Origin of the sequence: Paractinoplanes durhamensis (assembly GCF_016862175.1) — a bacterium.
Lineage (GTDB): Bacteria > Actinomycetota > Actinomycetes > Mycobacteriales > Micromonosporaceae > Actinoplanes > Actinoplanes durhamensis.
In genome coordinates this window covers 112,346-137,712 of the sequence record NZ_BOML01000005.1, presented here as the reverse complement: position 1 = coordinate 137,712, position 25,367 = coordinate 112,346, and the positions used below count along the sequence as shown (strand labels likewise).

General features: G+C 70.0%; 22 protein-coding genes and 1 tRNA gene. 14 read left to right on the top strand and 9 right to left on the bottom strand.

Going from position 1 to position 25,367, the window contains the following annotated elements; translation table 11 throughout:
• Positions 1 to 847 precede the first annotated feature (847 nt).
• Together Adu01nite_RS02550 and Adu01nite_RS02545 are read right to left on the bottom strand one after the other, a co-directional pair.
• On the bottom strand, positions 848 to 1,522 hold the full coding sequence (locus Adu01nite_RS02550; protein WP_203724563.1) for a permease prefix domain 1-containing protein: 675 nt from the start codon (positions 1,520 to 1,522) through the stop codon (positions 848 to 850).
• The gene (locus Adu01nite_RS02545) at positions 1,504 to 1,842 is read right to left on the bottom strand and encodes a PadR family transcriptional regulator (RefSeq protein ID WP_203724645.1); all 339 of its coding nucleotides are present in this window, start codon (positions 1,840 to 1,842) and stop codon (positions 1,504 to 1,506) included. Before Adu01nite_RS02545 ends, Adu01nite_RS02550 begins: the two co-directional genes overlap by 19 nt.
• A gap of 99 nt (positions 1,843 to 1,941) precedes the next feature.
• On the opposite strand from Adu01nite_RS02545, the gene Adu01nite_RS02540 reads away from it, so the two are divergent.
• From Adu01nite_RS02540 to Adu01nite_RS47520, 3 genes are all read left to right on the top strand, one after another.
• On the top strand, positions 1,942 to 4,023 hold the full coding sequence (locus Adu01nite_RS02540) for a PEP/pyruvate-binding domain-containing protein (protein ID WP_203724562.1): 2,082 nt from the start codon (positions 1,942 to 1,944) through the stop codon (positions 4,021 to 4,023).
• Entirely contained in the window at positions 4,020 to 4,199 is a 180-nt protein-coding gene (locus tag Adu01nite_RS02535; RefSeq protein WP_239132080.1) for a PEP-utilizing enzyme, read from the top strand. Before Adu01nite_RS02540 ends, Adu01nite_RS02535 begins: the two co-directional genes overlap by 4 nt.
• 94 nt (positions 4,200 to 4,293) lie before the next feature.
• Complete coding sequence (locus Adu01nite_RS47520; protein WP_239132079.1) at positions 4,294 to 4,464, top strand: hypothetical protein; 171 nt, start codon at positions 4,294 to 4,296, stop codon at positions 4,462 to 4,464.
• Between the two features lie 304 nt (positions 4,465 to 4,768).
• Here the strand turns inward: Adu01nite_RS47520 and Adu01nite_RS02520 are convergent.
• From Adu01nite_RS02520 to Adu01nite_RS02510, 3 genes are all read right to left on the bottom strand, one after another.
• Positions 4,769 to 4,840: transfer RNA gene (locus Adu01nite_RS02520), tRNA-Arg, on the bottom strand.
• 49 nt (positions 4,841 to 4,889) lie between these two features.
• A complete protein-coding gene (locus Adu01nite_RS02515) occupies positions 4,890 to 5,558 on the bottom strand; it encodes a DUF305 domain-containing protein (RefSeq protein ID WP_203724561.1) in 669 nt (222 codons plus the stop codon).
• Positions 5,558 to 6,361: a thioredoxin-like domain-containing protein gene (locus Adu01nite_RS02510; RefSeq protein WP_379131128.1), complete on the bottom strand. Its 804-nt coding sequence runs from the start codon at positions 6,359 to 6,361 to the stop codon at positions 5,558 to 5,560. Before Adu01nite_RS02510 ends, Adu01nite_RS02515 begins: the two co-directional genes overlap by 1 nt.
• Positions 6,362 to 6,446: 85 nt before the next feature.
• Between Adu01nite_RS02510 and argS the strand changes: the two genes are divergently transcribed.
• The 5 genes from argS to thrC all read left to right on the top strand — a co-directional run bounded on the left by argS (position 6,447) and on the right by thrC (position 12,353).
• Positions 6,447 to 8,111 carry an arginine--tRNA ligase gene (gene argS / locus Adu01nite_RS02505; RefSeq protein WP_203724559.1) on the top strand — a complete coding sequence of 555 codons (1,665 nt, stop codon included), beginning with the start codon at positions 6,447 to 6,449 and terminating at the stop codon, positions 8,109 to 8,111.
• A gap of 3 nt (positions 8,112 to 8,114) precedes the next feature.
• On the top strand, positions 8,115 to 9,500 hold the full coding sequence (gene lysA, locus Adu01nite_RS02500; RefSeq protein WP_203724558.1) for a diaminopimelate decarboxylase: 1,386 nt from the start codon (positions 8,115 to 8,117) through the stop codon (positions 9,498 to 9,500).
• Positions 9,497 to 10,852 carry a homoserine dehydrogenase gene (locus Adu01nite_RS02495; RefSeq protein WP_239132078.1) on the top strand — a complete coding sequence of 452 codons (1,356 nt, stop codon included), beginning with the start codon at positions 9,497 to 9,499 and terminating at the stop codon, positions 10,850 to 10,852. The genes lysA and Adu01nite_RS02495 overlap by 4 nt, the downstream gene beginning before the upstream one ends.
• 3 nt (positions 10,853 to 10,855) lie before the next feature.
• Positions 10,856 to 11,227 carry a VOC family protein gene (locus Adu01nite_RS02490; protein WP_203724557.1) on the top strand — a complete coding sequence of 124 codons (372 nt, stop codon included), beginning with the start codon at positions 10,856 to 10,858 and terminating at the stop codon, positions 11,225 to 11,227.
• 76 nt (positions 11,228 to 11,303) lie between these two features.
• Positions 11,304 to 12,353, top strand: coding sequence for a threonine synthase (gene thrC, locus Adu01nite_RS02485; protein ID WP_203724556.1), 1,050 nt, complete (start codon positions 11,304 to 11,306; stop codon positions 12,351 to 12,353).
• Between the two features lie 12 nt (positions 12,354 to 12,365).
• Here the strand turns inward: thrC and Adu01nite_RS02480 are convergent, their stop codons facing one another.
• Positions 12,366 to 12,812 carry a MarR family winged helix-turn-helix transcriptional regulator gene (locus Adu01nite_RS02480; RefSeq protein WP_203724555.1) on the bottom strand — a complete coding sequence of 149 codons (447 nt, stop codon included), beginning with the start codon at positions 12,810 to 12,812 and terminating at the stop codon, positions 12,366 to 12,368.
• 142 nt (positions 12,813 to 12,954) lie between these two features.
• Between Adu01nite_RS02480 and Adu01nite_RS02475 the strand changes: the two genes are divergently transcribed.
• The 6 genes from Adu01nite_RS02475 to Adu01nite_RS02450 all read left to right on the top strand — a co-directional run bounded on the left by Adu01nite_RS02475 (position 12,955) and on the right by Adu01nite_RS02450 (position 22,599).
• On the top strand, positions 12,955 to 16,200 hold the full coding sequence (locus Adu01nite_RS02475) for an efflux RND transporter permease subunit (RefSeq protein ID WP_203724554.1): 3,246 nt from the start codon (positions 12,955 to 12,957) through the stop codon (positions 16,198 to 16,200).
• Between the two features lie 215 nt (positions 16,201 to 16,415).
• Positions 16,416 to 17,651 carry an MFS transporter gene (locus tag Adu01nite_RS02470; protein ID WP_203724553.1) on the top strand — a complete coding sequence of 412 codons (1,236 nt, stop codon included), beginning with the start codon at positions 16,416 to 16,418 and terminating at the stop codon, positions 17,649 to 17,651.
• A gap of 23 nt (positions 17,652 to 17,674) precedes the next feature.
• Positions 17,675 to 18,586: a homoserine kinase gene (gene thrB, locus Adu01nite_RS02465; protein WP_203724552.1), complete on the top strand. Its 912-nt coding sequence runs from the start codon at positions 17,675 to 17,677 to the stop codon at positions 18,584 to 18,586.
• Positions 18,587 to 18,916: 330 nt separating this feature from the next.
• On the top strand, positions 18,917 to 20,881 hold the full coding sequence (rho, locus tag Adu01nite_RS02460; protein ID WP_203724551.1) for a transcription termination factor Rho: 1,965 nt from the start codon (positions 18,917 to 18,919) through the stop codon (positions 20,879 to 20,881).
• A 133-nt stretch (positions 20,882 to 21,014) separates the two neighbouring features.
• Positions 21,015 to 22,184 (top strand): nitric oxide synthase oxygenase, encoded by a 1,170-nt coding sequence (locus tag Adu01nite_RS02455; protein ID WP_203724550.1) that lies wholly within the window; start codon positions 21,015 to 21,017, stop codon positions 22,182 to 22,184.
• Positions 22,185 to 22,203: 19 nt separating this feature from the next.
• Positions 22,204 to 22,599, top strand: coding sequence for a VOC family protein (locus Adu01nite_RS02450; RefSeq protein WP_203724549.1), 396 nt, complete (start codon positions 22,204 to 22,206; stop codon positions 22,597 to 22,599).
• A gap of 13 nt (positions 22,600 to 22,612) precedes the next feature.
• Here the strand turns inward: Adu01nite_RS02450 and Adu01nite_RS02445 are convergent, their stop codons facing one another.
• The 3 genes from Adu01nite_RS02445 to Adu01nite_RS02435 are packed head-to-tail and all read right to left on the bottom strand — an operon-like array spanning position 22,613 to position 25,200.
• Positions 22,613 to 23,230: an RNA ligase family protein gene (locus Adu01nite_RS02445; RefSeq protein ID WP_203724548.1), complete on the bottom strand. Its 618-nt coding sequence runs from the start codon at positions 23,228 to 23,230 to the stop codon at positions 22,613 to 22,615.
• A gap of 3 nt (positions 23,231 to 23,233) precedes the next feature.
• Complete coding sequence (locus Adu01nite_RS02440) at positions 23,234 to 24,130, bottom strand: phosphatase domain-containing protein (protein ID WP_203724547.1); 897 nt, start codon at positions 24,128 to 24,130, stop codon at positions 23,234 to 23,236.
• Entirely contained in the window at positions 24,127 to 25,200 is a 1,074-nt protein-coding gene (locus tag Adu01nite_RS02435; RefSeq protein WP_203724546.1) for an RNA ligase, read from the bottom strand. Before Adu01nite_RS02435 ends, Adu01nite_RS02440 begins: the two co-directional genes overlap by 4 nt.
• Between the last annotated feature and the right edge of the window lie 167 nt (positions 25,201 to 25,367).

The window sequence follows — 25,367 nt, the reverse complement described above, 5'->3', positions numbered from 1 at the left end:
ACTCCGAGCGACGAACCGATTCTGCGCACCATATCGCGACTCCTCCATCAGAGGCATGCATTTGTGGAACCGCCACAGACTCACCAAAGCTGAGGCGCTCTTCAATTCCCCGGACGAGTGAAGGGTCCATCCTGGACGGACTCGTTGTCCGGTTCTGGCCCGGCGCTCCCGGCTTCGCGGGACGCCGGGCGGTTTCGGGGCGGGTCTTGGCTGACGGGGAAGGTGACTCAGAAGGGCCGTCCTGCGGCGTGGGGTCACCGCACGTAGCTGGACTGCGCGCCTCGCCGGCCTGGAACTTTCGGGTACGTGGTGATCAGGGCGTTGCCGATCGCCTCCTGCGAGCCGCCCGCCTCGGCCGGCTCCAACGCTGCTCAGCGACGCGCCAGCTCGGGCAATCCGCGACCTACCACACCGTCACCCGCACAACCCGATCCTTCTCCTCGCCACCGCCTTCGGTAGGCCGATCAACGCGGGGTTGGTCGGGGTCCGCAGCCGGGTCGGTGGCCGGTCGAGTCGGTGCGCGGGTCGCGCGGAAAGCGACGCAGCGCGAGCCGGATGAGGGGTACGCCGACAACGCTGGGCAGCAGCCAATAGGCGATGTGGGGTAGCTGGTTCCAGAGAGGCAGGGAAGGTCCATTGTCGACGTAGAAGCCGGCCCATCGCGTGATGCGGTGGCCAGCCCGGACGCGATGTGCACGGACAGTGCTGTGGCGAAGAGCGGTCCCGCGTCGGGGGTGGGTAGGCCGACGAGGTCACTGCCGAGCATTACGGGTTCGCATCCATGTGGGTGCGCGGGTGGGGCTCGCCGGCGATGCCGACCCGCTGGTGTCGGTGCTGAACGTGGGGGTCATGGGTGACGCATCCCGGTTGCGTGGCGCATCGTGGTGATGCTGCTGGCGATGCGGGTGAGGCTGGCGGCGATAGCGACGGCTGCGAGTGGCCGGGCCGGCATCCCGGACAGCAGGTAGATCGTGATCATGGTGAGGTCGCCGATCAGGCAGAGCGCGGCGATGGCGGTGGTACCGGTCAGGGCGCGGCGCGGGTTGGTCTCGGGAAGCCAGCGCATCAGGCGTCCGGTGGTGGCGAGGGTCGCGCCTGCGGCGGCAACCGCGATGAGGATCAGCGGGACGACCGGGATGGCCGCGACGAGCGCGATCAGGCCGGTACGCCACGGGCTGGGATGAAGCAGGAGCAGCCACCAGACGCCGACGAGGGGACCGGTGGCGATGAAGCAGGCGATAGTGCGTCGCGCGTAGGCGATTGCCAGTTCACCGCTGAACGACTCGGCGACGGCCTGCGGTGTGCCGAACTGGGCGATCGCCGCCGCAGCGGCCCGCTCGGGAGGCAGTCCCGCGGCGATACGGTCTTCGGCGGCGTGGCCGAGGCCGTCGCGGAGTTCGGTGAGGATCGCCGCCCGGCGGCGACGCGGACCGCGTAGCCGGGCTGTCAGCTCGGACAGGTACGCGGCGAGGGCCGCGTCGGGCTGCGTATCGGTGGTGCCGGCTATGCGGTGCTCGGCCATGGTCGCCTCGCCAGGAGTGCGGTGACGGCGGTGGAGAACTGGTCCCAGACGGCGCGTTGCTCACCGAGGGCGGCATGCCCTGCCGGAGTGAGGTGGTAGGCGCGCCGACGGCGTCCGCCGACGGTGTGCCAGTCGCTGGCGATCAGCCCGGCGCGTTCGAGCCGGTGCAGGGCCGGGTAGACCGTGCCGGTGGGTAGGTCCAGGGCGCCGTCGCTGCCGGTGCGCAGTGCCTCGATGACGGCGTACCCGTGTTGCGGGCCGGGTTCGAGGACGGCGAGCAGCAGCGCGTCGAGGTGGCCTTTGAGCAGTTCCGGACGCATCGGCAGCACACGCCCTCCCTCCGTCGATCGTCTCGTTTCCAGCACAGCGCCGTTAGCGTAGTATCGCAATACTTTGCGATACTACCTATAGGGTGAGTGATGGATGCCAGCGAGATAGTGATCATGTTGTCGGCGGCCGGGACCGCCGATCGGGCGTTGGTCGGCGGGAAGGCTGGTGTCCTCGGCGAACTGGCGGCGGCCGGATTCTCGGTCCCGCCGGGCCTGGTCGTCACCGCCGCGGCGGTGGACATCGACGGGTGGGAGGCGTCGGTTGAGGCGGCGGCACGCAGCCTAGGAGCGGCGCGGTTCGCGGTGCGGTCCTCGGGCGCTGCCGAGGACTTGCCGGACGCGTCCTACGCCGGCCTCTACGAGACGTACCTGAACGTCAGTGAAGACGGGCTGGCGGCGGCGGTGCGGCGGTGCTTCTCCGCTGCCGCCGCCGAGCGTGTGTCGGCGTACCACGAGCGCCACGGTGGAGGTCCGGTCGCGATGGCGGTCCTGGTGCAGGCGATGGTGGACCCGGTGGCGGCGGGGGTGGCGTTCACCGCCCATCCCGTTTTCGGCGACCGCGACCAGACGGTGATCACCGCTGTGCCGGGCTTGGGTGATCCGCTGGTGTCCGGCGAATCGGTCGGTGCGGAATGGACCGTCACCGGCCGGGATGTTCGGACGTCGCGTCCCATGCCCGCCGGAGAGCGGGTGCTGACGGCCGGGCAGGCGCAGCAGGTGGCGGAGCTGGCGCGCACGATCGCCGACCGCTACGAGAGGCCCCAGGACATCGAGTGGGCGATCGACCGAGACGGCCGGCTGTGGCTGCTGCAGGCCCGGCCGATGACGGCGATACCCGAGCCGGTGTCGTGGACGGCGCCGGGACCGGGGTTGTGGATGCGCAACTTCCGGCTCGGCGAGTGGCTGCCTGAAGCGGTCACCCCGCTGTTCGGCACCTGGCTGCTGCCGGTGTTGGAAGCCGGATACCTCGACGGGATGCACGACAGTGTCGGTGTGCGGGTGCCGTTTCGGTATGCGCTGGTCAACGGCTGGTACTACAACGCCACCCCGATCCCGTCACCCAAGCTCCTGGCCCGGGTGTTGTGGCAGGGACGCCGCCGGGCGGTGAAGATCCTCTACAACGCGTTGATCCGGGTCAATCGCGACCCGGCGGCTGCCGACCGCGCTGTGCTGTCCGATCTGGACCGGCGGTGGCGCGAGACCCACCTGCCCGTCTACCGAGGGCTCGTCGCCGACGCCCGCATCGAGGCCGTAACGGCCACCGCGGACCGGTTGGCGCAGCTGATCGACCAGCTCGGCCGGGAAGCCGGGATCTACCTGTGGTACTTGGCGATCGTCGGCGGGTCGGCATGGAAGATGGAAGCCAGCCTGACTCGTTTCTGCCGCCGGCACCTGGCCGACATCCTGCCCGACGAGCAGGGCGGCGCGCAGGTCCTGCTGCGTGGACTGCCCGGCGCCCAACCGGTCAGTACAGCGCACGCGGTACAAAGCGTCGACTGGTATCACCCCATCGCCACCGAGCTGCCCACGGCGGAGGTCACGCTGCCGGATGCAACCGCACGGCTCACGCGGCTGGCTGCGCAACGGGCGACCGCCGAGCAAGCGTGCCGGGCTGCCCTCGCCGGTCGACCGAGGCTGCTGACCCAGTTTGAGCAGCTACGGCAGGTGAATCAGCGCTACGCGGTCATCCGTGAGGAGCAGGCCCGCGACTTCACTCTCGCCTGGCCGGTGCTTCGCGCCTGCGCCCGGCAAATCGGCGAGCACCTGGTCACGGCCGGCGCCCTTGACCAGGCCGATGACGTGTTCTTCTGCACCCACGACGAAGTGCTTGCCCGCGCGGCCGGGAGGGCCGGAGCTCTCGATGCCGCTGTGCGTGAACGCCGTGAGCGGTGGCAGCGTCAATGCTCGCTGTCCGCGCCGTTGGCCCTCGGCCGTCCGGCCCGGCTCGTCGGGGATGTGATTGACCGTGCCGTGCAGGAGGCCCGCGGGCGTGGCGAGGTCGGCGAGGGGGTGATCATGGGGCATCCGGCGTCGGCGGGCCGCGCGACCGGGCCGGTCCGCATCGTGCACGGCTCGCAAGACTTCGCCGCATTCCGCGACGGTGACGTACTGGTCGCGAAAGCGACCGCCCCGGCCTGGACACCCTTGTTGCCCGAGCTGCCGCCGTCGTGACCGACGGTGGCACTCTCGCCGCGCACGCCTCGCTCGTCGCGCGCGAGTACGCCATCCCCGCCGTCGTCGCGACCGGCGATGTCACCCGGCGCCTGCGCGCTGGGCAGCAAGTGACCGTGGACGGCACCGCCGGAACTGTCACTCCTCATGACGAACCTGTCGCCGAGCGACGGTGAGAGTGTCGTCGGGCGGGCAGCGCAGTGGGTTCGTGTGGGAGATCTTGGGCCTACCCGGCGAATCTACCGTCTCAACCCGGCCGGGGTAACCGCCTTGAAAGACCAGCTCGACACATTCTGGCGCCGGGCACTGGATGGCTATCAGAACGTCATCGAGGACAAGACCGAGGGCCCCGGCTGGGAATCGGTCCGCGACGGCGTCGGCCACGACCAGGGCCGGCCGCTCTACCTCGACCGCTATGCCGCCCTCTTCGGTGACGACTGATGGCACCGATCACCACCACTATCCAGGTGGAGCGCTCCGCCGACGACGTGTTCGTCCACGCCACCGACCCGACCCGACCCGACCCGATTCGCCGAGCGGAAGTGGTGCGGGACGGTGCCAAGGCAGGGTGGCGGCGCGGTCGCCGTTTTGGGTGTGATGGTGGGTGGGGGCGGAGCCCCTTCCAGCGGAAGACTCACGCGGGGTGCCCACTACACGTGGGGGTCTGGGGGCTCGGGCCCCCAGGAGAAATGACGAGGCCACCAGGTTCGCGCTTCTCAGCGAACACATGGTGGCCATGGACTCGTGCCCCCGGCAGGATTCGAACCTGCGCTTTCGCCTCCGGAGGGCGACGCTCTATCCCCTGAGCTACGGGGGCTCAGTGGTTCCAGAGCCTAGCAGGCCCCCTGGAACCACTGCCAACCGGGTTACGAGCCCTGAATCTTCTTCAGCATGTCGTCGATCAGGGCGATCTCGCCCTGCTGGGAGGCCACCATCGTGCCGGCCAGCCAGGTCACGTCGTCGTTGCTGGAGAGCCTCTCGGCCTCCTGGGCCATGTGGATGCCGCCCAGGTGGTGGGCCCGCATCAACGTCAGGTATTGAACGTCCAGGTCCTTGCCGGTCGCCTTGCGCAGCGTGGCCAGCTGGTCGGCCGTGGCCATGCCGGGCATGAGGCCGTTGACCACCGAGCCGGCCGAGTCGGGCATCCAGGCCATCGGCTGCTCGGAGCTCGTCGGGCTGAGGTTCCAGTCGCGGAGCCACGCCTGCATGTAGCCGATCTGGCCGTGCTGGGTCAGCGCGATGTCGTTCGCCAGGTAGACGATGTCGGGGTCGGTCGACTTCTCGTGGGCGATCATCGACATCTCCACGGCCTGGGCGTGGTGGGTCGACATGTCGCGCAGGAAGCCGGCCTCGACCGAGTCGTCGCCGGGGGTGCGCAGGTGCGGGATCACCAGGCCGATGCCGAGGCCCAGCATGGTGCCGACCAGCAGCGCCGCGCCGATCAGGAGCCAGCCGCGGCGGGCGCGGCCGGGGCGGTTGCCGTTCACGGATGCGGCGGCCTCGGCCGCCGCATCCGAGTCGGTGGAGACGGTCATCAGCTGCCTGTCATCCCCGTGCCGGTGGCGGCCGCGGTGACCGGGCCGGTGGTGGTGTTACCGCCGGAGCAGGAGATGCCGGGCTCGAGGGCGGCCAGGATGCGGGTGTCCTTGATGAACTCGTCGATCCGCGAGTCGTTGACGTCGTCGGTCTTGAGTTGGTAGCCCCACACCTGGACGGACACGTTCTTGTCGAGGCCGGCGTACGGCGACATGAACGTGTAGTCCTTGCCTTCCACCTTCTTCTGCAGGACGGCCACCTGGTCGGCGGCGAGGCCCTGCTTGTAGGTGATCCAGACCGCGCCGTGCTCGAGGCTGTGCACCGCGTGCTCGTTCGCGATCGGCGCGTCGTACACATCGCCGTTGCAGTTCTGCGGGGTGGCGTTGTGCGCGCCGCCGACCGGCGGACTGGTCACGTAGGTGAGCGTGCCGTCCTTGTGGTCGCGGGCGTCGATCTGCGCGTTCTTCTGGGCGCGGTAGTTGACCACGCCCTGAATGTCGGCGACCTTGTCCTCCCAGCTGCGGGAGCCCCGGACGACGCTGAAGACGCCGAAGCCGATGATGCCCAGGGCGATCACCGCGACCAGACCGATCACCGCGATCGGGCCCCAGCTGCGACCACCGCTGACCTTGACGGGGGTGACGGGCTTGCGGCCTTTGCCGCCCTTGGCCGCGCCGGGCCGGTTACCGCCGGACTTCGCGGCTGCGGACTTGGCCGCGGTGGGCGGCTTGCCCTGGCCGGACGTCTTGCCGACCTTGACGCTGGACGGGACCCGTTCGGGGCCCGGCGTACTCATGCTCATCGTGCCTCGTCGATTCGTAAGAAGCGGAAGGGCGGGGCTCGGGTGGCCACCGAATGCGGAAGTCTACCCCCGATAGCATGGTTGAGTGACTCCCGCCAACCTTGCTTCCACCGTTCTCTCAGCTGCTCGTGCCGTGTTCGAGACCCGCGGCCTCGACGCCTCCGCGCTGCCGGAGACGACGACCATGGAGCGACCCCGCAACCCCGAGCACGGCGACTACGCCTCCACGCTCGCCCTGCAGTTGGGCAAGAAGGCCGGGGTGGCGCCGCGTGAGCTGGCCGCCGCGCTGGCCGAGGAGCTGGGCCGGCAGCCGGGCATCAAGTCGGTGGAGATCGCCGGTCCGGGCTTCTTGAATATCCGGCTCGACGCGGCCGCGGCCGGCGTGCTGGCCCGTGACATCGTGCTCACCGGCGCAGATTACGGGCATACCGACACGCTGGTCGGCGAGCGGATCAACCTGGAGTTCGTCTCGGCCAACCCGACCGGGCCGGTGCACATCGGCGGCGTGCGGTGGGCCGCGGTCGGCGACGCGCTCTCCCGGCTGCTGCGGGCGGCCGGCGCCACCGTGGGCACGGAGTATTACTTCAACGACGCCGGTTCGCAGATCGACCGGTTCGCCCGCTCGCTGTATGCGAGTGCGAAGGGCGAGCCCGCCCCGGAGGACGGCTACGGTGGCGCCTACATCGCCGAGATCGCCACCGCGGTCCAGGCCGAGGCGCCGGACGTGCTGCAGCTCGGCGAGCAAGAGGCGCTGGAGACGTTCCGCCGGGTCGGCGTCGAGCTGATGTTCGCCGAGATCAAGCAGTCGCTGACCGAGTTCGGCGTGCACTTCGACACGTACTTCAATGAGAAGGACCTGCACGACCGGGGTGAGCTGCAGGAAGCTCTGGACCGGCTGCGGGCGCAGGGGCACATCTTCGAGGCGGACGGGGCGACCTGGCTGCGCACCACCGAGTTCGGCGACGACAAGGACCGGGTGCTGCGCAAGTCGGACGGCGACTGGACGTATTTCGCCGCCGACTGCGCCTACTACCTGGACAAGCGCAAGCGCGGCTTCGACCGGGTGGTGATCATGCTGGGCGCCGACCACCACGGCTACATCGGCCGGATGAAGGCGATGTCGGCCTGCTTCGGCGACGACCCGGCGGTCAACCTGGAGATCCTGATCGGCCAGCTGGTCAGCCTCATCCGCGACGGCGAGCCGCTGCGGATGAGCAAGCGGGCCGGCACGGTGATCACCCTGGAGGACTTCGTCGACGCGATCGGGGTGGACGCCACCCGCTACGCGCTGGCCCGCTACTCCTCCGACTCGCCGATCGACATCGACATCGACGAGTGGACCCGGGCCACCAAGGACAACAAGGTCTACTACGTGCAGTACGTGGCGGCGCGCACCGCCAACGTGGCCCGCAACGCCGCCGACATCGGCCTGACCCGCGGCGAGCCGGCCGGCTTCCACCCCGAGCTGCTCAGTCACGAGAAGGAGAACGACCTGCTCAAGGCGCTGGGCGAGTTCCCGGCGGTGGTGGCGAGCGCGGCTGAGTTGCGCGAGCCGCACCGGGTCGCCCGCTATCTGGAGGACCTGGCGGCGGCCTACCACCGGTTCTACGACAACTGCCGGGTGCTGCCGCTGGGTGATGAGCCGATCACCGATCTTCAGCGGTCGCGGCTCTGGCTGAACGACGCCACCCGTACGGTGATCGCTAACGGGTTGGGCCTGCTCGGGGTCTCCGCCCCGGAAAGGATGTAGAGCATGCGAGCTCATGAGGCCGGAGCGCTGCACGGCGACCTCGGATACACCGGGCCCGCCTGGTTGCGTACGCCCCAGGACGTCAATGACCTCGTGCCGCAACTCTGGCCGCGGACCGTGCGCCGCACCGAGGCCGGGGCCTTGGAGATCGGCGGCGTGAGCGTCGCCGAGCTGGTGGCCGAGCACGGCACGCCGGCCTATTTCCTCGACGAGGTGGACCTGCGCGAGCGGTGCCGGGAGTTCGCCTCGGCGTTCGGCGACGCGGACGTCTACTACGCGGGCAAGTCGTTCCTCTGCAAGGCGGTCGTCAAGATCGTCGACGAGGAGGGCCTCTTCCTCGACGTGTGCACCGGTGGCGAGCTGGCGGTGGCGCTGGCCGCGGGTTTCCCGGCGGAGAAGATCGGCTTCCACGGCAACAACAAGTCGGCGCGGGAGTTGGAGCGGGCCCTCGACGCGGGGGTCGGCCGGATCGTCGTCGACTCCTTCGACGAAATCACCCGTTTGACCGCTTTATCACAAAAGATGAATAAAAGGCCGAAGGTTCTCGTACGGGTAACCGTCGGTGTCGAGGCTCATACCCATGAGTTCATCGCCACCGCCCACGAGGACCAGAAGTTCGGGTTCTCGCTGGCCGGCGGCGCGGCCTTCGCGGCGGCGGTGCGCATCCTCGACGAGGGCGTGCTCGACCTGCGCGGCCTGCACTCGCACATCGGCTCGCAGATCTTCGACACCAGCGGTTTCGAGGTGGCCGCCCGCCGGGTGCTGGAGCTGCAGGCGCAGATCCGGGACGCGCGCGGGGTGGAGCTCGAGGAACTCGACCTCGGCGGCGGCTTCGGCATCGCCTACACCACCCAGGACGACCCGTCGCCGGCCGGCGACCTCGCCAAGCGGATCAACAAGATCGTCGAGTCCGAGTGCGACCTGGCCAACCTGCGGGTGCCGAAGCTCTCCATCGAGCCCGGCCGGGCGATCGTCGGGCCGGCCGTGTTCACGCTCTACGAGGTCGGCACGGTCAAGGACGTCGACGGCATCCGGACGTACGTGAGTGTCGACGGCGGGATGAGCGACAACATCCGGACCGCGCTCTACGACGCGTCCTACTCGGCGACGATGGCCAACCGGACCAGCTCCGCCGAGCCGATGCTGGCCCGCGTCGTGGGAAAGCATTGTGAAAGCGGGGACATCGTCGTGAAGGATGAATTCCTGCCCGCTGACGTGCAGCCCGGAGATCTTGTTGCGGTGCCGGGCACCGGCGCCTATTGCCGGAGCATGGCCAGCAACTACAACCACGTGCCTCGGCCACCGGTGGTAGCGGTGCGCGACGGCGCTTCCCGCGTGATCGTGCGCCGGGAGACCGAGGACGACCTGCTCGCATTGGATGTTGGATGAACTCTGAGCCTGCCCGCGGCGGAAAACCCCAGAATGAAAAAGAAGGGGACAAGCCAGCAGTTCGCGTCGCCCTGCTCGGGTGCGGCACGGTCGGCTCGGAAGTGGTCCGCCTGCTGCATGAGCAGTCCGCCGACCTGACGGCCCGGATCGGCGCCCCGCTGGAGATCGTCGGCATCGCCGTGCGGCGGCTCGGGCGGGCGCGCGGCGGCCTCCCGGTCGACAGCGGCCTGTTCACCACCGACGCGCTCGGCCTGGTCAAGCGGGACGACGTCGACGTGGTCGTCGAGGTGGTCGGCGGCATCGAGCCGGCCCGGAGCTGGCTGGTCGAGGCCCTGCGCACCGGCAAGAGCGTGGTCACCGCCAACAAGGCGCTGCTCGCCGAGGACGGCGCGGCGCTGCACGACGCGGCCGCCGACGGCAACGCCGACCTCTACTACGAGGCGTCGGTGGCCGGCGCCATCCCGCTGCTGCGCCCGCTGCGCGAGTCGCTGCACGGCGACCGCGTCACCAAGGTCACCGGCATCGTGAACGGCACCACCAACTTCATCCTGTCGTCGATGGACGCCACCGGCGCCGGCTTCAGCGAGGCGCTGGAGGAGGCCACCGAGTTGGGGTATGCGGAGGCCGACCCGACCGCCGACGTGGAGGGCTTCGACGCCGCGGCCAAGGCGGCCATCCTCGCCTCGCTGGCGTTCCACACCCGGGTGACCGCGGCCGACGTGTTCCGCGAGGGCATGACCGGGGTGACCGCCGGCGACATGGCCAGCGCCAAGGAGATGGGCTGCACGATCAAGCTGCTGTGCATCGCCGAGCGCGGGCCCGACGAGGCCGGGGTCGATTCGGTCAGCGTGCGGGTGCACCCGGCGATGATCCCGCGCAGCCACCCGCTGGCCGGCGTCGGCGACGCGTTCAACGCGGTGTTCGTCGAGGCCGAGGCGGCCGGTCAGCTGATGTTCTACGGCCGGGGCGCGGGCGGCACGCCGACCGCGAGCGCGGTGCTCGGCGACATCGTGGCGGCGGCCCGCAACCGGCTCACCGGGTTCCGGGCGCCGAGCGAGAGCAACTACGCCCACCTGCCGGTTCGCCCGATCGGCGCGGCGGTCACCCGATACCACATCAATCTCGACGTCGACGACAAGCCGGGCGTGCTGGCCGCGGTGGCCGGCGTCTTCGCCAAGCACGAGGTGTCCATCGCCACGGTCCGCCAGTCGGGCCGCGAGGAGGACGCCAAGTTGGTCATCGTCACCCACGGGGCACCCGACGCGAACCTTGCCGCTACGGTCGAGTCACTGTCGCAACTGGACATCGTCCGATCCATCGCGAGTGTGCTGCGCGTCGAGGGAGGGGTCTGAGCCGTGCTCGACCACGTGGGGTTCCAATGTTCCGATCTGGCGGCGAGTGCGGCGTTCTACGACGCCACGCTGGCGCCGCTCGGCGTGAGCCGGCTGGCCGATTTCAAGGTCGCGCTGGGGTATGGCGGGGGCGAGCACGCCGACTTCTGGATCAGCGAGCTGAGCGAGGGCGACGGGTTCCGTGAGTCGCACATCGCGTTCGCGGCCGCCGACCGGGCCCAGGTCGACGCGTTCTTCGCGGCGGCGGTGGCGAGCGGCGCCGAGGTGCTGCACGAGCCGCGGATCCACGAGGAGTACCACGAGAACTACTACGGCGCGTTCGTCCGCGACCCGGACGGCAACAACGTCGAAGCCGTGAGTCACCGTCCCGAGTAGTGGACACTCGGTCCCAAGATTCGGCGCCCTGGGGCAGTCTTGGACCGGTCTGAGCAGCGCGAGTGAGGAGTCGACCATGTATCGGGGACTGATCGAGCGGTATCGGGACCGGCTGCCGGTCACCGACGCCACCCCGGTGGTCACGCTGCACGAGGGGAACACCCCGCTCGTGCCCGCGCCGGTGCTGTCCCAGCGGGTCGGCGCCGACGTCTACCTCAAGGTCGAGGGGGCCAACCCGACCGGCTCGTTCAAGGACCGCGGCATGACCATGGCCGTGTCCAAGGCGGTCGAGGAGGGCTCGAAGGCGATCATCTGCGCCTCCACCGGCAACACCAGTGCCTCCGCCGCGGCGTACGCGGCCCGGGCCGGCCTGACCTGCGCGGTGCTCGTGCCGCAGGGCAAGATCGCGCTCGGCAAGCTGGCCCAGGCACTCGTGCACGGCGCCAAGCTGCTGCAGGTCAACGGCAACTTCGACGACTGCCTCGCGCTCGCCGCCAAGCTGTCCCAGGACTTCCCGGTCTCGCTGGTCAACTCGGTCAACATCTTCCGCCTGCACGGGCAGAAGACCGGCTCCTTCGAGATCGTCGAGGCACTCGGCGACGCACCCGACATCCACTGCCTGCCGGTCGGCAACGCCGGCAACATCTCGGCGTACTGGATGGGCTACCTCGAGGACAAGGACGCCGGCAACGCCACGAAGCTCCCCAGGATGTACGGGTTCCAGGCGTCCGGCGCGGCCCCGATCGTGAACAACAAGGTCGTCCCGGAGCCGTCCACGATCGCCACCGCCATCCGGATCGGCAACCCGGCGAGCTGGACCAAGGCGCTGGACGCCCGGGACGCGTCGGGCGGCCTGATCGAGGCGGTCACCGACCGGGAGATCCTCTCGGCCTACCGGCTGCTGGCCCGCGAGGTCGGCGTCTTCGTCGAGCTGGCCAGCGCGGCCAGCGTGGCCGGGCTGCTGCAGCAGGCCCAGGCGGGCAAGGTGCCGGCCGGTTCGACCGTGGTCTGCACGGTCACCGGGCACGGCCTGAAGGACCCGGAGTGGGCCATCTCCACCGCGCCGTCGCCCACCACGATCCAGAACGACGTCCTGATCGCCGCCCGAGAGCTCGGCCTCGCTTAAAAAGGGCCTCGCTCAACGAGCTGACTCCTCCTCGGCCGCCTTCACCATCAGCAGGGTCGCCTGGGCCACCAGGTCCAGCTGCTCGGCTGTGAGGCGGCTGAGGAGCGCGCGCATCTTCGCCTCGCCGGCGTTCATGATGCTCCCGATGAGCTCGGTGCCCTTTCGCGAGAGGCCGATCCGGCGCACCCGCCGATCGTGCAGATCCTCCGTGCGTTCCACGAGATCCTGCTGCACGAGCCGGTCCACCATGCCGCTGAGTGCGGCCAGGCCGACGCCGAGAAGCCCGGCCAATTCGCCGCCCGATACATTGCCGTGCCGGGCGAGCAGCATGAGGATCTTGAATTGGGACAGCGTCAAATGGGACGAGAAGAGCGGATCGGACCGGTCGTACGCGAACAACTGCTGGAGCCGTTGCTGCGTGCCCATAATGTCCGCGATGAGCTGTTCGTTCCCGGCCAACGCCGACCTTTCTTCGTGACGCGCTGATGGCGGTCGTGCGTCCTTCCGATGACGGACGGTACCAGCGCACCCCCGGCAAAAACCATTTGTTCGCGTCAGGCAAACTATTCGTACAGGCCGAACTTTTACGGGGGGAGCGCCAATGTCTTTCCTGACCCGACTCAGTCTTGCCAATCGAGGCCTCGTCGCCCTGATCGCCATCGTGATCAGCGGTTTCGGGGTCGTCGCCATCCCATCCTTGAAGCAGCAGTTGTTCCCGTCGATCGAGCTGCCCGCCGCGTTCATCAGCGCGGCGCTGCCCGGCGCCGGTCCGGAGATCATCCAGGACCAGGTGACCAAGCCGATCGAGGAGGCGGTCAAGGGTGCCGACGGCATCGACACGGTCCAGTCGACCACCGCCGAGGGTTTCGCCACCATCGTGGTGTCGTTCACCTACGGCACGGACATCGACCAGGCGGTCAACCAGCTGACCACGTCGGTCAACCGGATCCAGGCCACCCTGCCGGACAACGTCGAACCGCAGATCTTCTCGGGCAGCACCGACGACATCCCGGCGATCATCCTGGCCGCGTCCGGCGGCACCGACGAGAGCGACCTGCTCGCCAAGCTCAACCAGACCGTCGTGCCCGAGCTCAACGCGATCAGCGGGGTCCGCGACACCCAGGTCACCGGGGCCCGGGCCAAGCAGGTCGTCATCACGCCCGATCTGGCCAAGATGACGGCGGCCGGGGTCAGCCCGCAGGCGCTCACCACGGTCCTGCAGTCCAACGGCATCTCCATCCCGGCCGGCGCGGTCACCGACGGCGAGAAGTCGCTGAACGTCCAGGTCGGCAACCCGATCACCTCGGTCGACGACCTCAAGGGCCTCTACCTCTCCGGCAGCCGCGGCCCGGTCCAGCTCGGCACCGTCGCCACGGTGGAGAGCAAGCTGCCGACGGCCACCGCGTTCACCCGGACCGACGGCAACGACAGCCTCGGCATCGCGGTCACCGCCAAGCCCGACGGCAACCCGGTGCAGATCTCGCACGAGGTCCGCGACAAGCTCGCCGACCTGGCCAAGGACAGCGGCGCCACGCTCACCGTCGTCACCGACCAGGCGCCGTTCGTCGAGCGGTCGATCAAGAGCCTGACCACCGAGGGTCTCCTCGGCCTGGCGATGGCCGTGATCGTCATCCTGATCTTCCTGATGTCGGTGCGCTCGACGCTGGTCACGGCCGTGTCGATCCCGCTGTCGGTACTGATCGCGCTGATCGCCCTCTGGGTCGGCGACTACACCCTCAACCTGCTCACCCTCGGCGCACTGACGATCGCGGTCGGCCGGGTGGTGGACGACTCGATCGTCGTTCTGGAAAACATCAAACGACATCTTGAGTACGGCGAGCCGAAGGGTCACGCGATCATCGCGGCGGTCCGTGAGGTGTCCGGTGCGGTTACCGCCTCGACGCTGACCACGGTCGCGGTGTTCCTGCCGATCGCGCTGGTCGGCGGGTTCGTCGGGCAGATCTTCTCGTCCTTCGCGATCACCGTGACGGTGGCCCTGCTCGCGTCGCTGTTCGTGGCGCTGACCGTGGTGCCGGTCCTGGCCTACTGGTTCCTCAAGCCGCCACCCGCCGACGCCGACACCGAGGCGATCCGGCAGGCCGCCGAGAAGAAGGAGCTGCGCAGCCCGCTGCAGCGCGCCTACCTGCCGGTGATCCGGTTCGCCACCCAGCGGCGGATCGCCACCCTGATGATCGGCCTGGTCGTGCTGCTCGGCACGGGCGTGCTGTCCACCCAGCTCAAGACCAACTTCCTGGACCAGTCCGGGCAGGACTCGCTGACCATCACCCAGGAGATGCCGGTCGGCACCAGCCTGGCGGCCACCGACGACGCGGCCAAGAAGGTCGAGGCGGTGCTCGCCGCTCGCGACGACGTGAAGACCTACCAGGTCACGGTCGGCAACAGCAGCGACTTCAACCCGTTCGCCGGTGCGGCCGGGGCCAGCGCGGCCAGCTTCCAGGTCGGGCTCGAGGAGAAGGCGGACGCCGGGAAGGTCACCGACGAGCTGCGCAAACAGCTCGACGCGATGACCGGCATCGGCGACGTGACGATCGGTGGCGACAGCTCCGGCCTGGGCGGCAGCGAGCTGTCCGTGCAGGTCCAGGCGGCCGACAACGACGTGCTCCAGTCGGCCGTGCAGCAGGTGCAGCAGGCCATGTCGGCGACCGGCGGGGTCACCGACGTGACCACCACGCTGGCCGCCAGCGTGCCGCGGCTGGACGTGAAGGTGAAGCGGGACGTGGCCGCGAGCTACGGCCTCACCGAGGCGTCCATCGGGCAGAGCGTGGCCGCGGCGTTCCGGGACGCCCCGGCCGGCCAGGTCACGGTCGACGGGGCCAGCGAGAGCGTGGTGATCTCCTTCGGTAACGCGCCGGCCGACGAGGCCGGCCTCAAGGCCCTGCCGCTGACCACCGCGCGCGGCCCGGTCCGGCTCGACCAGGTCGCCGACGTCAGCGAGGTGTCCGGCCCCGAGCAGGTCACCCGGGTCGACGGCAACCGCAGCGCCTCGGTCACCGGCACCGCGACCGGCTCCGACGTCGGCGCGGCCACCAGCGAGCTGACCAAGAAGCTGGACACGCTGACCCTGCCGGCCGGTGCGTCGTACTCGCTCGGCGGCGTCAGCGCCGACCAGGCCGAGGCGTTCCAGCAGCTGGGTCTCGCGGTGCTGGCGGCGATCGCGATCGTCTTCATCATCATGGTGGCGACGTTCCGCAGCCTGATCCAGCCGATCATCCTGCTCGTGTCGATCCCGTTCGCGGCCACCGGCGCCATCATCCTGCTGCTGGTCACCGGCACCGCGCTCGGCGTCCCGGCACTGATCGGTGTGCTGATGCTGGTCGGCATCGTGGTCACCAACGCGATCGTGCTGATGGACCTGATCAACCATTACCGGGCGGCCGGGATGGGTGTGCAGGAGGCGGTGGTCGAGGGCGGCCGGCACCGGCTGCGGCCGATCCTGATGACCGCCATCGCGACCATCTTCGCGCTGCTGCCGATGGCCCTCGGGCTCACCGGCGAGGGCGGCTTCATCAGCCAGCCACTGGCCATTGTGGTCATCGGCGGTCTGGTCAGCTCGACGCTGCTCACCCTGGTGCTGGTGCCGACGCTCTACACGATGGTGGAGAACGGCAAGGAGAAGCGCCGGACCAAGAAGGCGGAGTTCCGGGCCCGGATGGGCCTGCCGCCGGACCAGGCGGTGCCGGACGACGCGGTGCCGGCCACCGTCCCGGCCAACGGCGGCCCCGTGCCCGAGCCGGTCGAGCCGGCCGCGCCGAACGCGGCGCTGCGCGGCTACACCGATCAGTTCGAGGTGCTGAAGGTGCCGCGGCGTAAGGACGAACCGAAGTAACAGGTGCGGGGCCGGTCCGGGCGGACCGGCCCCGCCAGGGCCTGTCCTGCCGATCACGCGGGGCTGCGGCGTGGCCCAGCCGCCGCCTGGCCGCACGCCGAAATCACCCGGATCCAACACCGGGAGCCGGGCAATTCCGGCGCACACCCAGCCGACGCCTGGACCTCGCCTCGCTCCCACGTGATCGGCAGGACAGGCCCTGTAGGTTCCGGTACGTGCCATCGATGATCTCGGTTCTTACCCGCAACCGGGATTTCCGCCGGCTCTTCGCCGCCGAGCTGGTGGTCTTCGGCTCGGACTGGTTCGTGATGGTGCCACTGCTCGTGCTGCTGCCCGAGCTGACCGGCAGCGGGGTCTGGGGCGGCCTGGTGCTGGCCGTGGACACCGGGATCAACGCGCTGCTGCTGCCGTTCACCGGCACGCTGGCCGACCGCCTCGACCGCCGCCGCATCCTGGTGCTGGCCAACCTGGCCGCGTTCGCCGCGGTGCTGCTGCTGTTCGCGGTGCGCTCGGCGGCCACCGCACCGCTCGCCCTGGTCGCGATCGGCGCGATGGCGGTCGCCAAGTCCTTCTACACCCCGGCCGCGTCGGCCGCCCTGCCCAACGTCGTCGAGGCGGCCGACCTGCCGGCCGCGAACGCCATCGCCGGCTCGACCTGGGGCACGATGACGATCGTCGGCGCGTCGCTGGGCGGCGTGGTCGGCGCCGTCTTCGGGCCGTACGTGAGTTTCGGGGTGACCGCCGCCCTGCTGCTGGTCGGGGCGGCGCTGACCGCCCTGATCCGGCGGCCGTTGCAGGCGCCGCGGGCGGAGGTCGCGCCGCCCGCTTGGCACGCGATGCGCGAGGCGCTGGGTTATCTGCGTGACCGGCCGCTGGTGCGGGCCCTGATCACGGTCAAGTCGGCGGCCGGCCTCGGCAACGGCGTGCTGATCGTCTTCCCGCTGATCGCCGGCCTGCACGGGGCCGGCGTGCTCGGGGCCGGGCTGCTCTTCGCGGTGCGCGGCGCGGGCGCCCTGGTCGGCCCGTTCGTGCTGCGGCCGGTGCTCGGCCACCGCTCCTGGCTGCTCACCGGCCTGGCCCTGTCGATGGGCCTCTACGGCGTCGGCTATCTCGGGGTCGCCGCGACGCCGTGGTTCCCGCTCGTGCTCGTGCTGGTCTTCGTGGCCCACTTCGCCGGCGGCGCCAACTGGACGCTGTCCAACTACGCGCTGCAGGGCGAGGTGCCCGACCGGCTGCGCGGCCGGATCTTCGCCCTCGACATGATGCTGGCGACGCTGGCCATCGCGATCAGCCAGCTGGTCGCCACCGCGGTGGTCGACCACGTCGACGAGCGGGTGATCCTGGCCGGCTGCGGCCTGGTCACCGCGACCTACGCGGTCGGCTGGCGGATCGCCACCCGGCGGCTCACGCCGGCCGGCGAGCCACCGGCGGGACCAGGACGTTCCGCGTAATGATCAGCGCTTAGCATGTGCCGATGGGCCTGACCTTCGTGACCGATCCGGTTTCCGTCCGCACGCCGGCCACCAGCGCGAACCTCGGCCCCGGCTTCGACGCGCTGGGCCTGGCGCTGACCCTCTACGACGACCTGACCGCCCGGGTCACCGGCGACGGCGTCAAGGTGACGGTCAGCGGCGAGGGCGCCGGCGAGCTGCCCGGCGACGAGACGCACCTGGTCGTGCGGGCGATGCTGGCCACCTTCGACGAGCTGGGCGGCCGGCCGCGCGGGCTGGCCGTCGAGTGCGACAACCGGATCCCGCAGGCGCGCGGTCTCGGCTCCTCGTCGGCGGCCATCGTCGGCGGCGTGCAGCTGGCCCGCGGCCTGGTCGTGGGCGGTCTCGAGCTGATCGACGACGAGGCGGCGCTGCGCATCGCGGCCCGTCTCGAGGGGCATCCCGACAACGTCGCGCCATGCCTGCTCGGCGGGTTCACCATCGCCTGGACCGAGGGGGCGGGCGCGCGGGCCGTGCGGTTGCCGGTGCACCACGACGTACACCCCAAGGTTTTCGTCCCCACCGAGCGTGGCTACACCGCGAGCGCTCGTGCCGCGCTGCCGCCGGATGTTCCGCACGCCGACGCGTCGTTCAACGCCGGCCGGGCGGCACTGCTCACGCACGCGCTCACCACCGACCCCTCGGTTCTGCTGCCGGCCACCGCGGATCGATTGCATCAGGGCTACCGGGCGGAGGCGATGCCCGGCACCGCGTCGCTCGTGGCGGCGCTGCGATCGGTCGGCGTGGCCGCCGTGGTGAGTGGCGCCGGGCCGACTGTTCTCGCATTGTCCGAGGTCCCGGGCGATTTCCATGCTGGCGAACAATGGCGCGCGGAACCGTTGGGCGTGGATGCGCACGGTGCTCTTGTCAAAGGGAGTATGGTGGAACTCGCCTAGCGGGGCCCTGTTGCCGCAGGTCGTACGAGTTGACTACGCTCAAGACCTGGCACAGCCGCGAAGCGAGCGATCTCCTGCGATTCGGCGCGCGCACCCCGTGAGACTTTCAAGGCTTCTGCCGTCTCATTTCTCAGCACGCAAACGCCGAGAAGCAGTCTCCCAGGTTGCTGCACTCGCCGAGACCTACCCGTCAACGTAGGACGGGGAGGGAAACCGTCGAGCTGCCGTGCTGCACAAACTCCCGCGCCGCCTCGGCGAAGCGGGTTCCGAGCCTCCCGGCCACCAGGCTGCAGACCGGGGTCCCGGGCTTTTTCCGACGGAAGGAATCCATTGAGCGACACCACCGACGTGACGTCGGGTGTTTCTGACGTCGCTGACGACGGCGCCGGCACCACCGCGACCGCCACGAAGCGCCGCCGCGGCGGCACCGGGCTGTCCGCGATGCTGCTGCCCGAGCTGCAGAGCCTCGCCGCTTCCCTGGGCATCTCCGGCACCGCCCGGATGCGCAAGGGTGAGCTGATCACCGCCATCTCCGAGAAGCAGAGTGGTGGAGCGCCGGCCGCTGAGAAGGCGCCGCGTCCGCGCACTCGCGAGGTGGCGGCCACCGCGACCGCTCCGGTCGCCGAGTCGGCTCAGGTCCAGGTAGCGGCCCCCGTAGCGGCGGCTCCGGTCGTCGAGCGGCCGGCCGTGGCCGAGGCGCCGCAGACCGCCGTCGCGCAGCCGGAGGCCGCTCCGGCGACCGCCCCGGCGGAGGGTGGCGTCAGCCGGCGTAACCGGGAGCGCAACGCCCCCCGCGAGACCGTGGCCCCCGCCGCCGAGCCCACCACGGCTCAGCAGCCGGACGGCAACGAGCAGCGTGGCGAGCGCCCGGAGCGCGGTGACCGCAACCGGGACCGGCAGCGCAACAACAACCAGCGCGACGACCGCGACCGCGGCCCGCGCAACAGTGAGCAGAGTCACGATGACGACGACAGCGACGGTGGCGAGAACGGCCGGCGGAGCCGGCGCAGTCGCTTCCGGGACCGTCGTCGCGGTCGCGACCGGGACGGCGAGCCCGCCGGCGGCGGCCCGCGTGACAGCGGCCAGCGCGACGGCGGCCAGCGCGATGGTGGTCAGCGGGACGGCGGCGGCCGCGAGCCGCACGTCAGCGAGGACGACGTGCTCGTCCCCGTGGCCGGCATCCTCGACGTGCTGGACAACTACGCGTTCATCCGCACCACCGGTTACCTCGCCGGGTCGAACGACGTCTACGTCTCGATGTCGCAGGTCAAGAAGTACGGCCTGCGCCGCGGCGACGCGGTGACCGGTGCGGTGCGGTCCACCCCGCGCGAGAGCACCGGCGACAACCGCCGGGACAAGTACAACCCGCTGGTCCGGCTGGACACGATCAACGGGATGGAGCCGGACGAGGCCCGGCGCCGCCCGGAGTTCTACAAGCTGACCCCGCTCTACCCGCAGGAGCGACTGCGTCTCGAGACCGAGCCGCACATCCTCACCACCCGGGTCATCGACCTCGTCATGCCGCTCGGCAAGGGGCAGCGCGCGCTCATCGTGTCGCCGCCCAAGGCCGGTAAGACGATGGTGTTGCAGGCGATCGCGAACGCGATCACCCACAACAACCCCGAGTGCCACCTGATGGTCGTGCTGGTCGACGAGCGGCCCGAAGAGGTCACCGACATGCAGCGTTCGGTCAAGGGCGAGGTCATCGCGGCCACGTTCGACCGCCCGCCGCAGGACCACACCACGGTCGCCGAGCTCGCCATCGAGCGGGCCAAGCGGCTGGTCGAGCTGGGCCACGACGTGGTCGTGCTGCTCGACTCGGTGACCCGTCTCGGCCGGTCCTACAACCTGGCCGCGCCGGCCTCCGGCCGCATCATGTCCGGTGGTATCGACTCGACCGCTCTCTACCCGCCCAAGCGGTTCCTGGGCGCGGCGCGCAACATCGAAAATGGCGGCTCGCTCACCATTCTCGCGACCGCGCTGGTCGAGACCGGCTCGATGATGGACACGGTGATCTTCGAAGAGTTCAAGGGCACGGGTAACGCCGAGCTCAAGCTCGACCGAAAGATCGCGGACAAGCGGGTGTTCCCGGCGATCGACATCGACCCGTCGGGTACGCGTAAGGAAGAGATCCTGCTCGGCAAGGAAGAGCTGGCGATCATCCACAAGCTCCGCAAGGTGCTGCACTCGCTGGATTCGTCGGCCGCGCTCGACCTGCTGCTCGATCGGCTCAAGCAGACCCGCACGAACGTCGAGTTCCTGATGCAGATCGCGAAGTCGACGCCGGGCGAGTAACCGGTCATTTCGGACGCAGCCCCGCCAATAGGCGGGGCTGCGTTCATTTCGTCGCACACGGTGTCTGATCAGACGCCCCCGGGGTCGTGCAAACCTCCGAGGGCACATCGGCTGATCCGTGGGAGGCTTCGCGATGATCGTGCCCGGGTACCGTGACCATCCCTCCGAGACATGGGACCCGGTGGCACCGGTTGACCCGGGCGAGGCCGAGGACTTCCTGCGCCGCTGCTACGCCGAGAACCCCCGCCTCGGACCGGTCGAGCCGCGGCTCGCGATCGTCCGGGCCCAGGTCGCCGCGACCGGCACCTACGTGCATACCACCGACGAGCTCAGCTTCGGCGCGAAGATGGCCTGGCGTAACGCGAGCCGCTGCATCGGCCGGCTCTACTGGCGCAGCCTGGTGGTCCTCGACCGGCGCCGGGCCCGGACCGCCGACCAGATCTTCTCGCTGCTCGTGCACCACCTCCAGGCGGCCGGCACCGGCCAACTCCGGCCGGTGATCAGCATCTTCGCGGCGGCCCAGCCCGGGCAGCCGTTCGCCCGGGTGTGGAACGAGCAGCTGATCCGCTACGCCGGCTACCGCGGCGAGGACGGCCACGCCGTCGGCGACGGCCGGCAGGTCGCTTTCACCGCCGCGATGCGGGGCTTCGGCTGGCGCGGCAAGGGCGAGCACTTCGACGTGCTTCCGCTGGTGATCGAAACACCGACCGAGGGGGTACGCCTCTACGAGCTGCCCGAACGTGCGGTCCGCGAGGTGCCGATCACCCACCCCGAGTACGGATGGTTCGCCGAGCTCGGGCTGCGCTGGCACGCCGTCCCGGCCATCTCCAACATGCGGCTCACCATCGGCGGCGTGCACTACCCGCTCGCGCCGTTCAACGGCTGGTACATGGGCACCGAGGTCGGCGCCCGCAACCTGGCCGACACCGACCGCTACGACGTGCTCCCGACGATCGCCGCCCGGATGGCGCTGGACACCACAAAGGAGTCGACGCTCTGGCGGGACCGCGCCCTCCTCGAGATCAACCGGGCCGTGCTGTGGAGTTTCGAGAAGGCCGGCGTGCGGATGTCCGACCACCACACCGAGTCGCAGCGGTTCATGGCGCACATCCGCAACGAGGAGAAGGCCGGCCGCGAAGTCCCGGCCGACTGGACGTGGATCGTCCCGCCGATGTCCGGCAGTCTTTCCCCGGCGTTCCACCGCTACTACCCGGAGATGGACCTGCGGCCCGCGTTCTACCTTGACGACGAGGCGGCCGCCCTGGCTCGCGACGGCAGCCGGTGCCCGCACGGCCACGGATGAGATGCGGGATCATGTCGGGATGACTTCGTTCATCTCGCACACCACGGTCGACTGCTCGGACGCGTACGCGTTGTCCAAGTGGTGGGAGAAGGTCCTTGACTACGTCGAGAACCCGGAGGACCCCAACCTGCCCGGCCACGAGGAGTGCCCGATCTCCAGCCGGGACGGCTCGCACCGGGTGCTCTTCATCGAGGTGCCGGACACCAAGCAGGTGAAGAACCGGATCCACTTCGACCTGCGCCCGGTCGAGGGCACCCGGGACGAGGAGCTGGCCCGGCTCATCGAGCTGGGCGCCAAGCCGCTCGACGACCTGCGCAATCCGGACGGCGGCGGCTGGGTCACCCTGGCCGACCCGGAGGGCAACGAGTTCTGCATCCTGCGCAGCCACGCCGAGCTGGCCGCCGCCAGCGTCTGACCGGGCCGGGGCGTCAGGCGAACTCGTTCACGGCGAAATCGTCGCGGTGGCGCCAACCGGCCTCGGTGCGTACGTGATCCGGGCGTACCCACTTGAGGAGCTTGTGGGAAAACTCAGCCGCCGGGATCCGCCCGGCCGCACGCACCACGTAGCCCTCGGAGGTTTCCGGGTCGCGCTGCGCCGACCAGGCGGCGCGGGCCTCGGAGAGGCTGCCGCCGCGGTAGAGGACCGGGACCACCGGCAGCTCCAGCCGGCGCGCCCAATCGACCGTGTCGTCCCAGCCCAGCAGCGTGTCGGTCTCGTCCCAGATGCCGAAGACGATGAAGACGCCGGGCAGGTCGGAGTACGCGATGCTGCGCCGCGCCCACATCGACTCGCCGCAGACCCGCCAGTCGTCCGGGATGCGGTAGGCGGTCATCGCCCACAACGCCTTGGCCGGCCGGTCCCACGGCTGGGTGCCGGAGTCGACCGACCGGGCATACATGGCGTCGCGGGTGAAGGTGAGGTTGCCGCCGTCGAGTTTCTCGGTCACCACCAGCTCACCGTCCAACCAGGACAGATCGGGCTGAATCCGGTCGTCGGCGGTGGCGCCCGGTGAATCGGGCAGGTGGAAGGTGCGTGGGTACTTCAAGGCTCAGAAGTCTCCCTCCGCGACCTGGAAAACGGTGAGCCCGAGCGCTCGCCACATACGTACCACCTGTTGGCGGTCGTCGAAAACCCCGGCGATCCGCCAGGTGTCGCGCACTTCGGTATCGAAGATCTCGCGCTTCACGATCGCGTCCTTGCGGCTGTCGCCCTCCGGTCGCATGAACAACGCCGCATACGGGACACCGACGTACAGATCGAGCCACGCCTCGGTCTCCGCGCGGCACACCGCGTCCCGGCCCGAGCAGAAGACGATCGCGTAGCCGGCCGCGTGCATCGCCCGGACCGCCGAGATCACCGCCGGATTCGGGGCGTCCTCGCCGACCCGCGACCATTCGAACGGGCTGCGGCCCGCCATCAGTGCCACGGTGCCGTCGATGTCGACCAGCACCGCCTCCGGCAGCGCCGGATCCGGCTCGTAGACCACGCCCGGACCGCCCGGCTCGACGAACGGCACCGGCAGCGGAAGGTTGCGGCCGGCCAGGTAGCGCTCGTGCATCCGCCGGATGCCGACCTCGCCGACCCGCACATCCTCCGGGCGGGTCTCGTCGCGCCGCAGGCATTCCTCCAGCGGTACGTCGGTGAAGTCGTGCACCTCGAACGTCGCACCGTGCCGCGCGGCCATCTCGGCCCACTCGCGCACGGTCCTGGCCCGCAGGTTGGTGTCGTCGACGATCACGTCGGCGTGCGCGCGCAGCAGCGCCTCGACCGCGGCCCGCTGCGCATGCGTCACCTGCCCCTCGGCCCACTGCGTGTAGAGCCGGTCGCCGTGCAGCATCCGGCGCAGGTCGTCCCGGTTGACCCGGACCACCCGGGGCTGCAGCTTGCGCGCGAAGGTGGTCTTGCCGGACGCCGGCAGCCCCCGGGTGATCAGCAGTCTCGTCATTCCTCGGTCACCTTGGTCCCGTGCGGAGTCCGATCGCCCTCCGGCCGCACCCGCTGCCACAGGCTCGGACGGTAGTCCTTGTCGTCGAGCCGGGAGAACAGTGCTCCCCGGTGCTCGCTGCGCACCGCCGCGGCCGCGAACTCCTTGCGGCCCCAGCCGTCCGGCAGCTCGGCCACGATCGCGGCGAAGGCGGCCTCGATCGCGGTCGCCTGGGCCTCGACGATGGCGGTGAGCTCGGCGGCGACGCCACGGACCCAGGGGTGGAACTCGTCCGGCAACGGCTCGATCATCGCGTCCAGGTCCCCGTCGCCGTTCACCATGACCTCCCAGACGGTACGCGCGGAGAGCCCGGTGACCAGGCGATGCAGCCGGACGTACTCGGCGTACTTGATCTTCACTCGCTCGTCGGCCGCAAGGTAGTGAACGACCAGCCCTTCCCGGCCGTCGCGCGGGGGAGCGGCGAGCGCGTCGGCGAAGGTCGGGTAGTCGAACGACTCGACGACCGGGCCCGGCCACTCCGGCACCCCCTCCGGGCCGTAGGTGCGGCCGGTGGCGATGTCGACCGCACCGAGCAGGACGAGGTCGTCCAGCCCGGCGTAGTCGACCACGATCCGGTTGCCCGGGTAGATGATCTCGACGAGGACGGTGCGGCCGGTCGGCGGGACAAAGTCGGCATACCGCTTGTTGAGCAGCTCGGTAGCATGAATCGCCTGGTCGGACGCGAACGACCCACGGGTGGCGACGGCGAGACCGGTGCCGTCGTGGTAGATGATCCCGAGCGAACCGTCCGACTTGTCGGTGACCCGGACCTGGCCGTCGGCCTGGGGCGCGTGGGCCTCGGTGTGATTGAAGAATTTCCGCAGAGGCCGGGCGAGGACCCGGCCGGCGTCGTCCACGATCAGACCACGGCACGCCAGGGTGACCGGCGTCCAAGCGCCGGTGTACTGGCAGGCCTCGGTGTAGTTGTAGATCGACAGGGGCAGGCTGGGGTGGCGCTGCCGTCGGACCAGTCCGGTTTCGACCACGGTGGCCAATTCGGCCGGATCGAGGACGTCGGCGAGCAGCGTCATGGTGCCGTTCCTTTCCGCGGGGAATGCCCTGAGGGGCGCTCACGTTATCGACAGCGGATCAGGAAAGTCGCCCGATTTCTCGTCGGAGAACTTCGCATGGCAGACTGGTCCATCGGCCAGTAAAGGTTCCGGTTCACGCCCGAGCCCACCGCCCTGGCGGGGCGGCG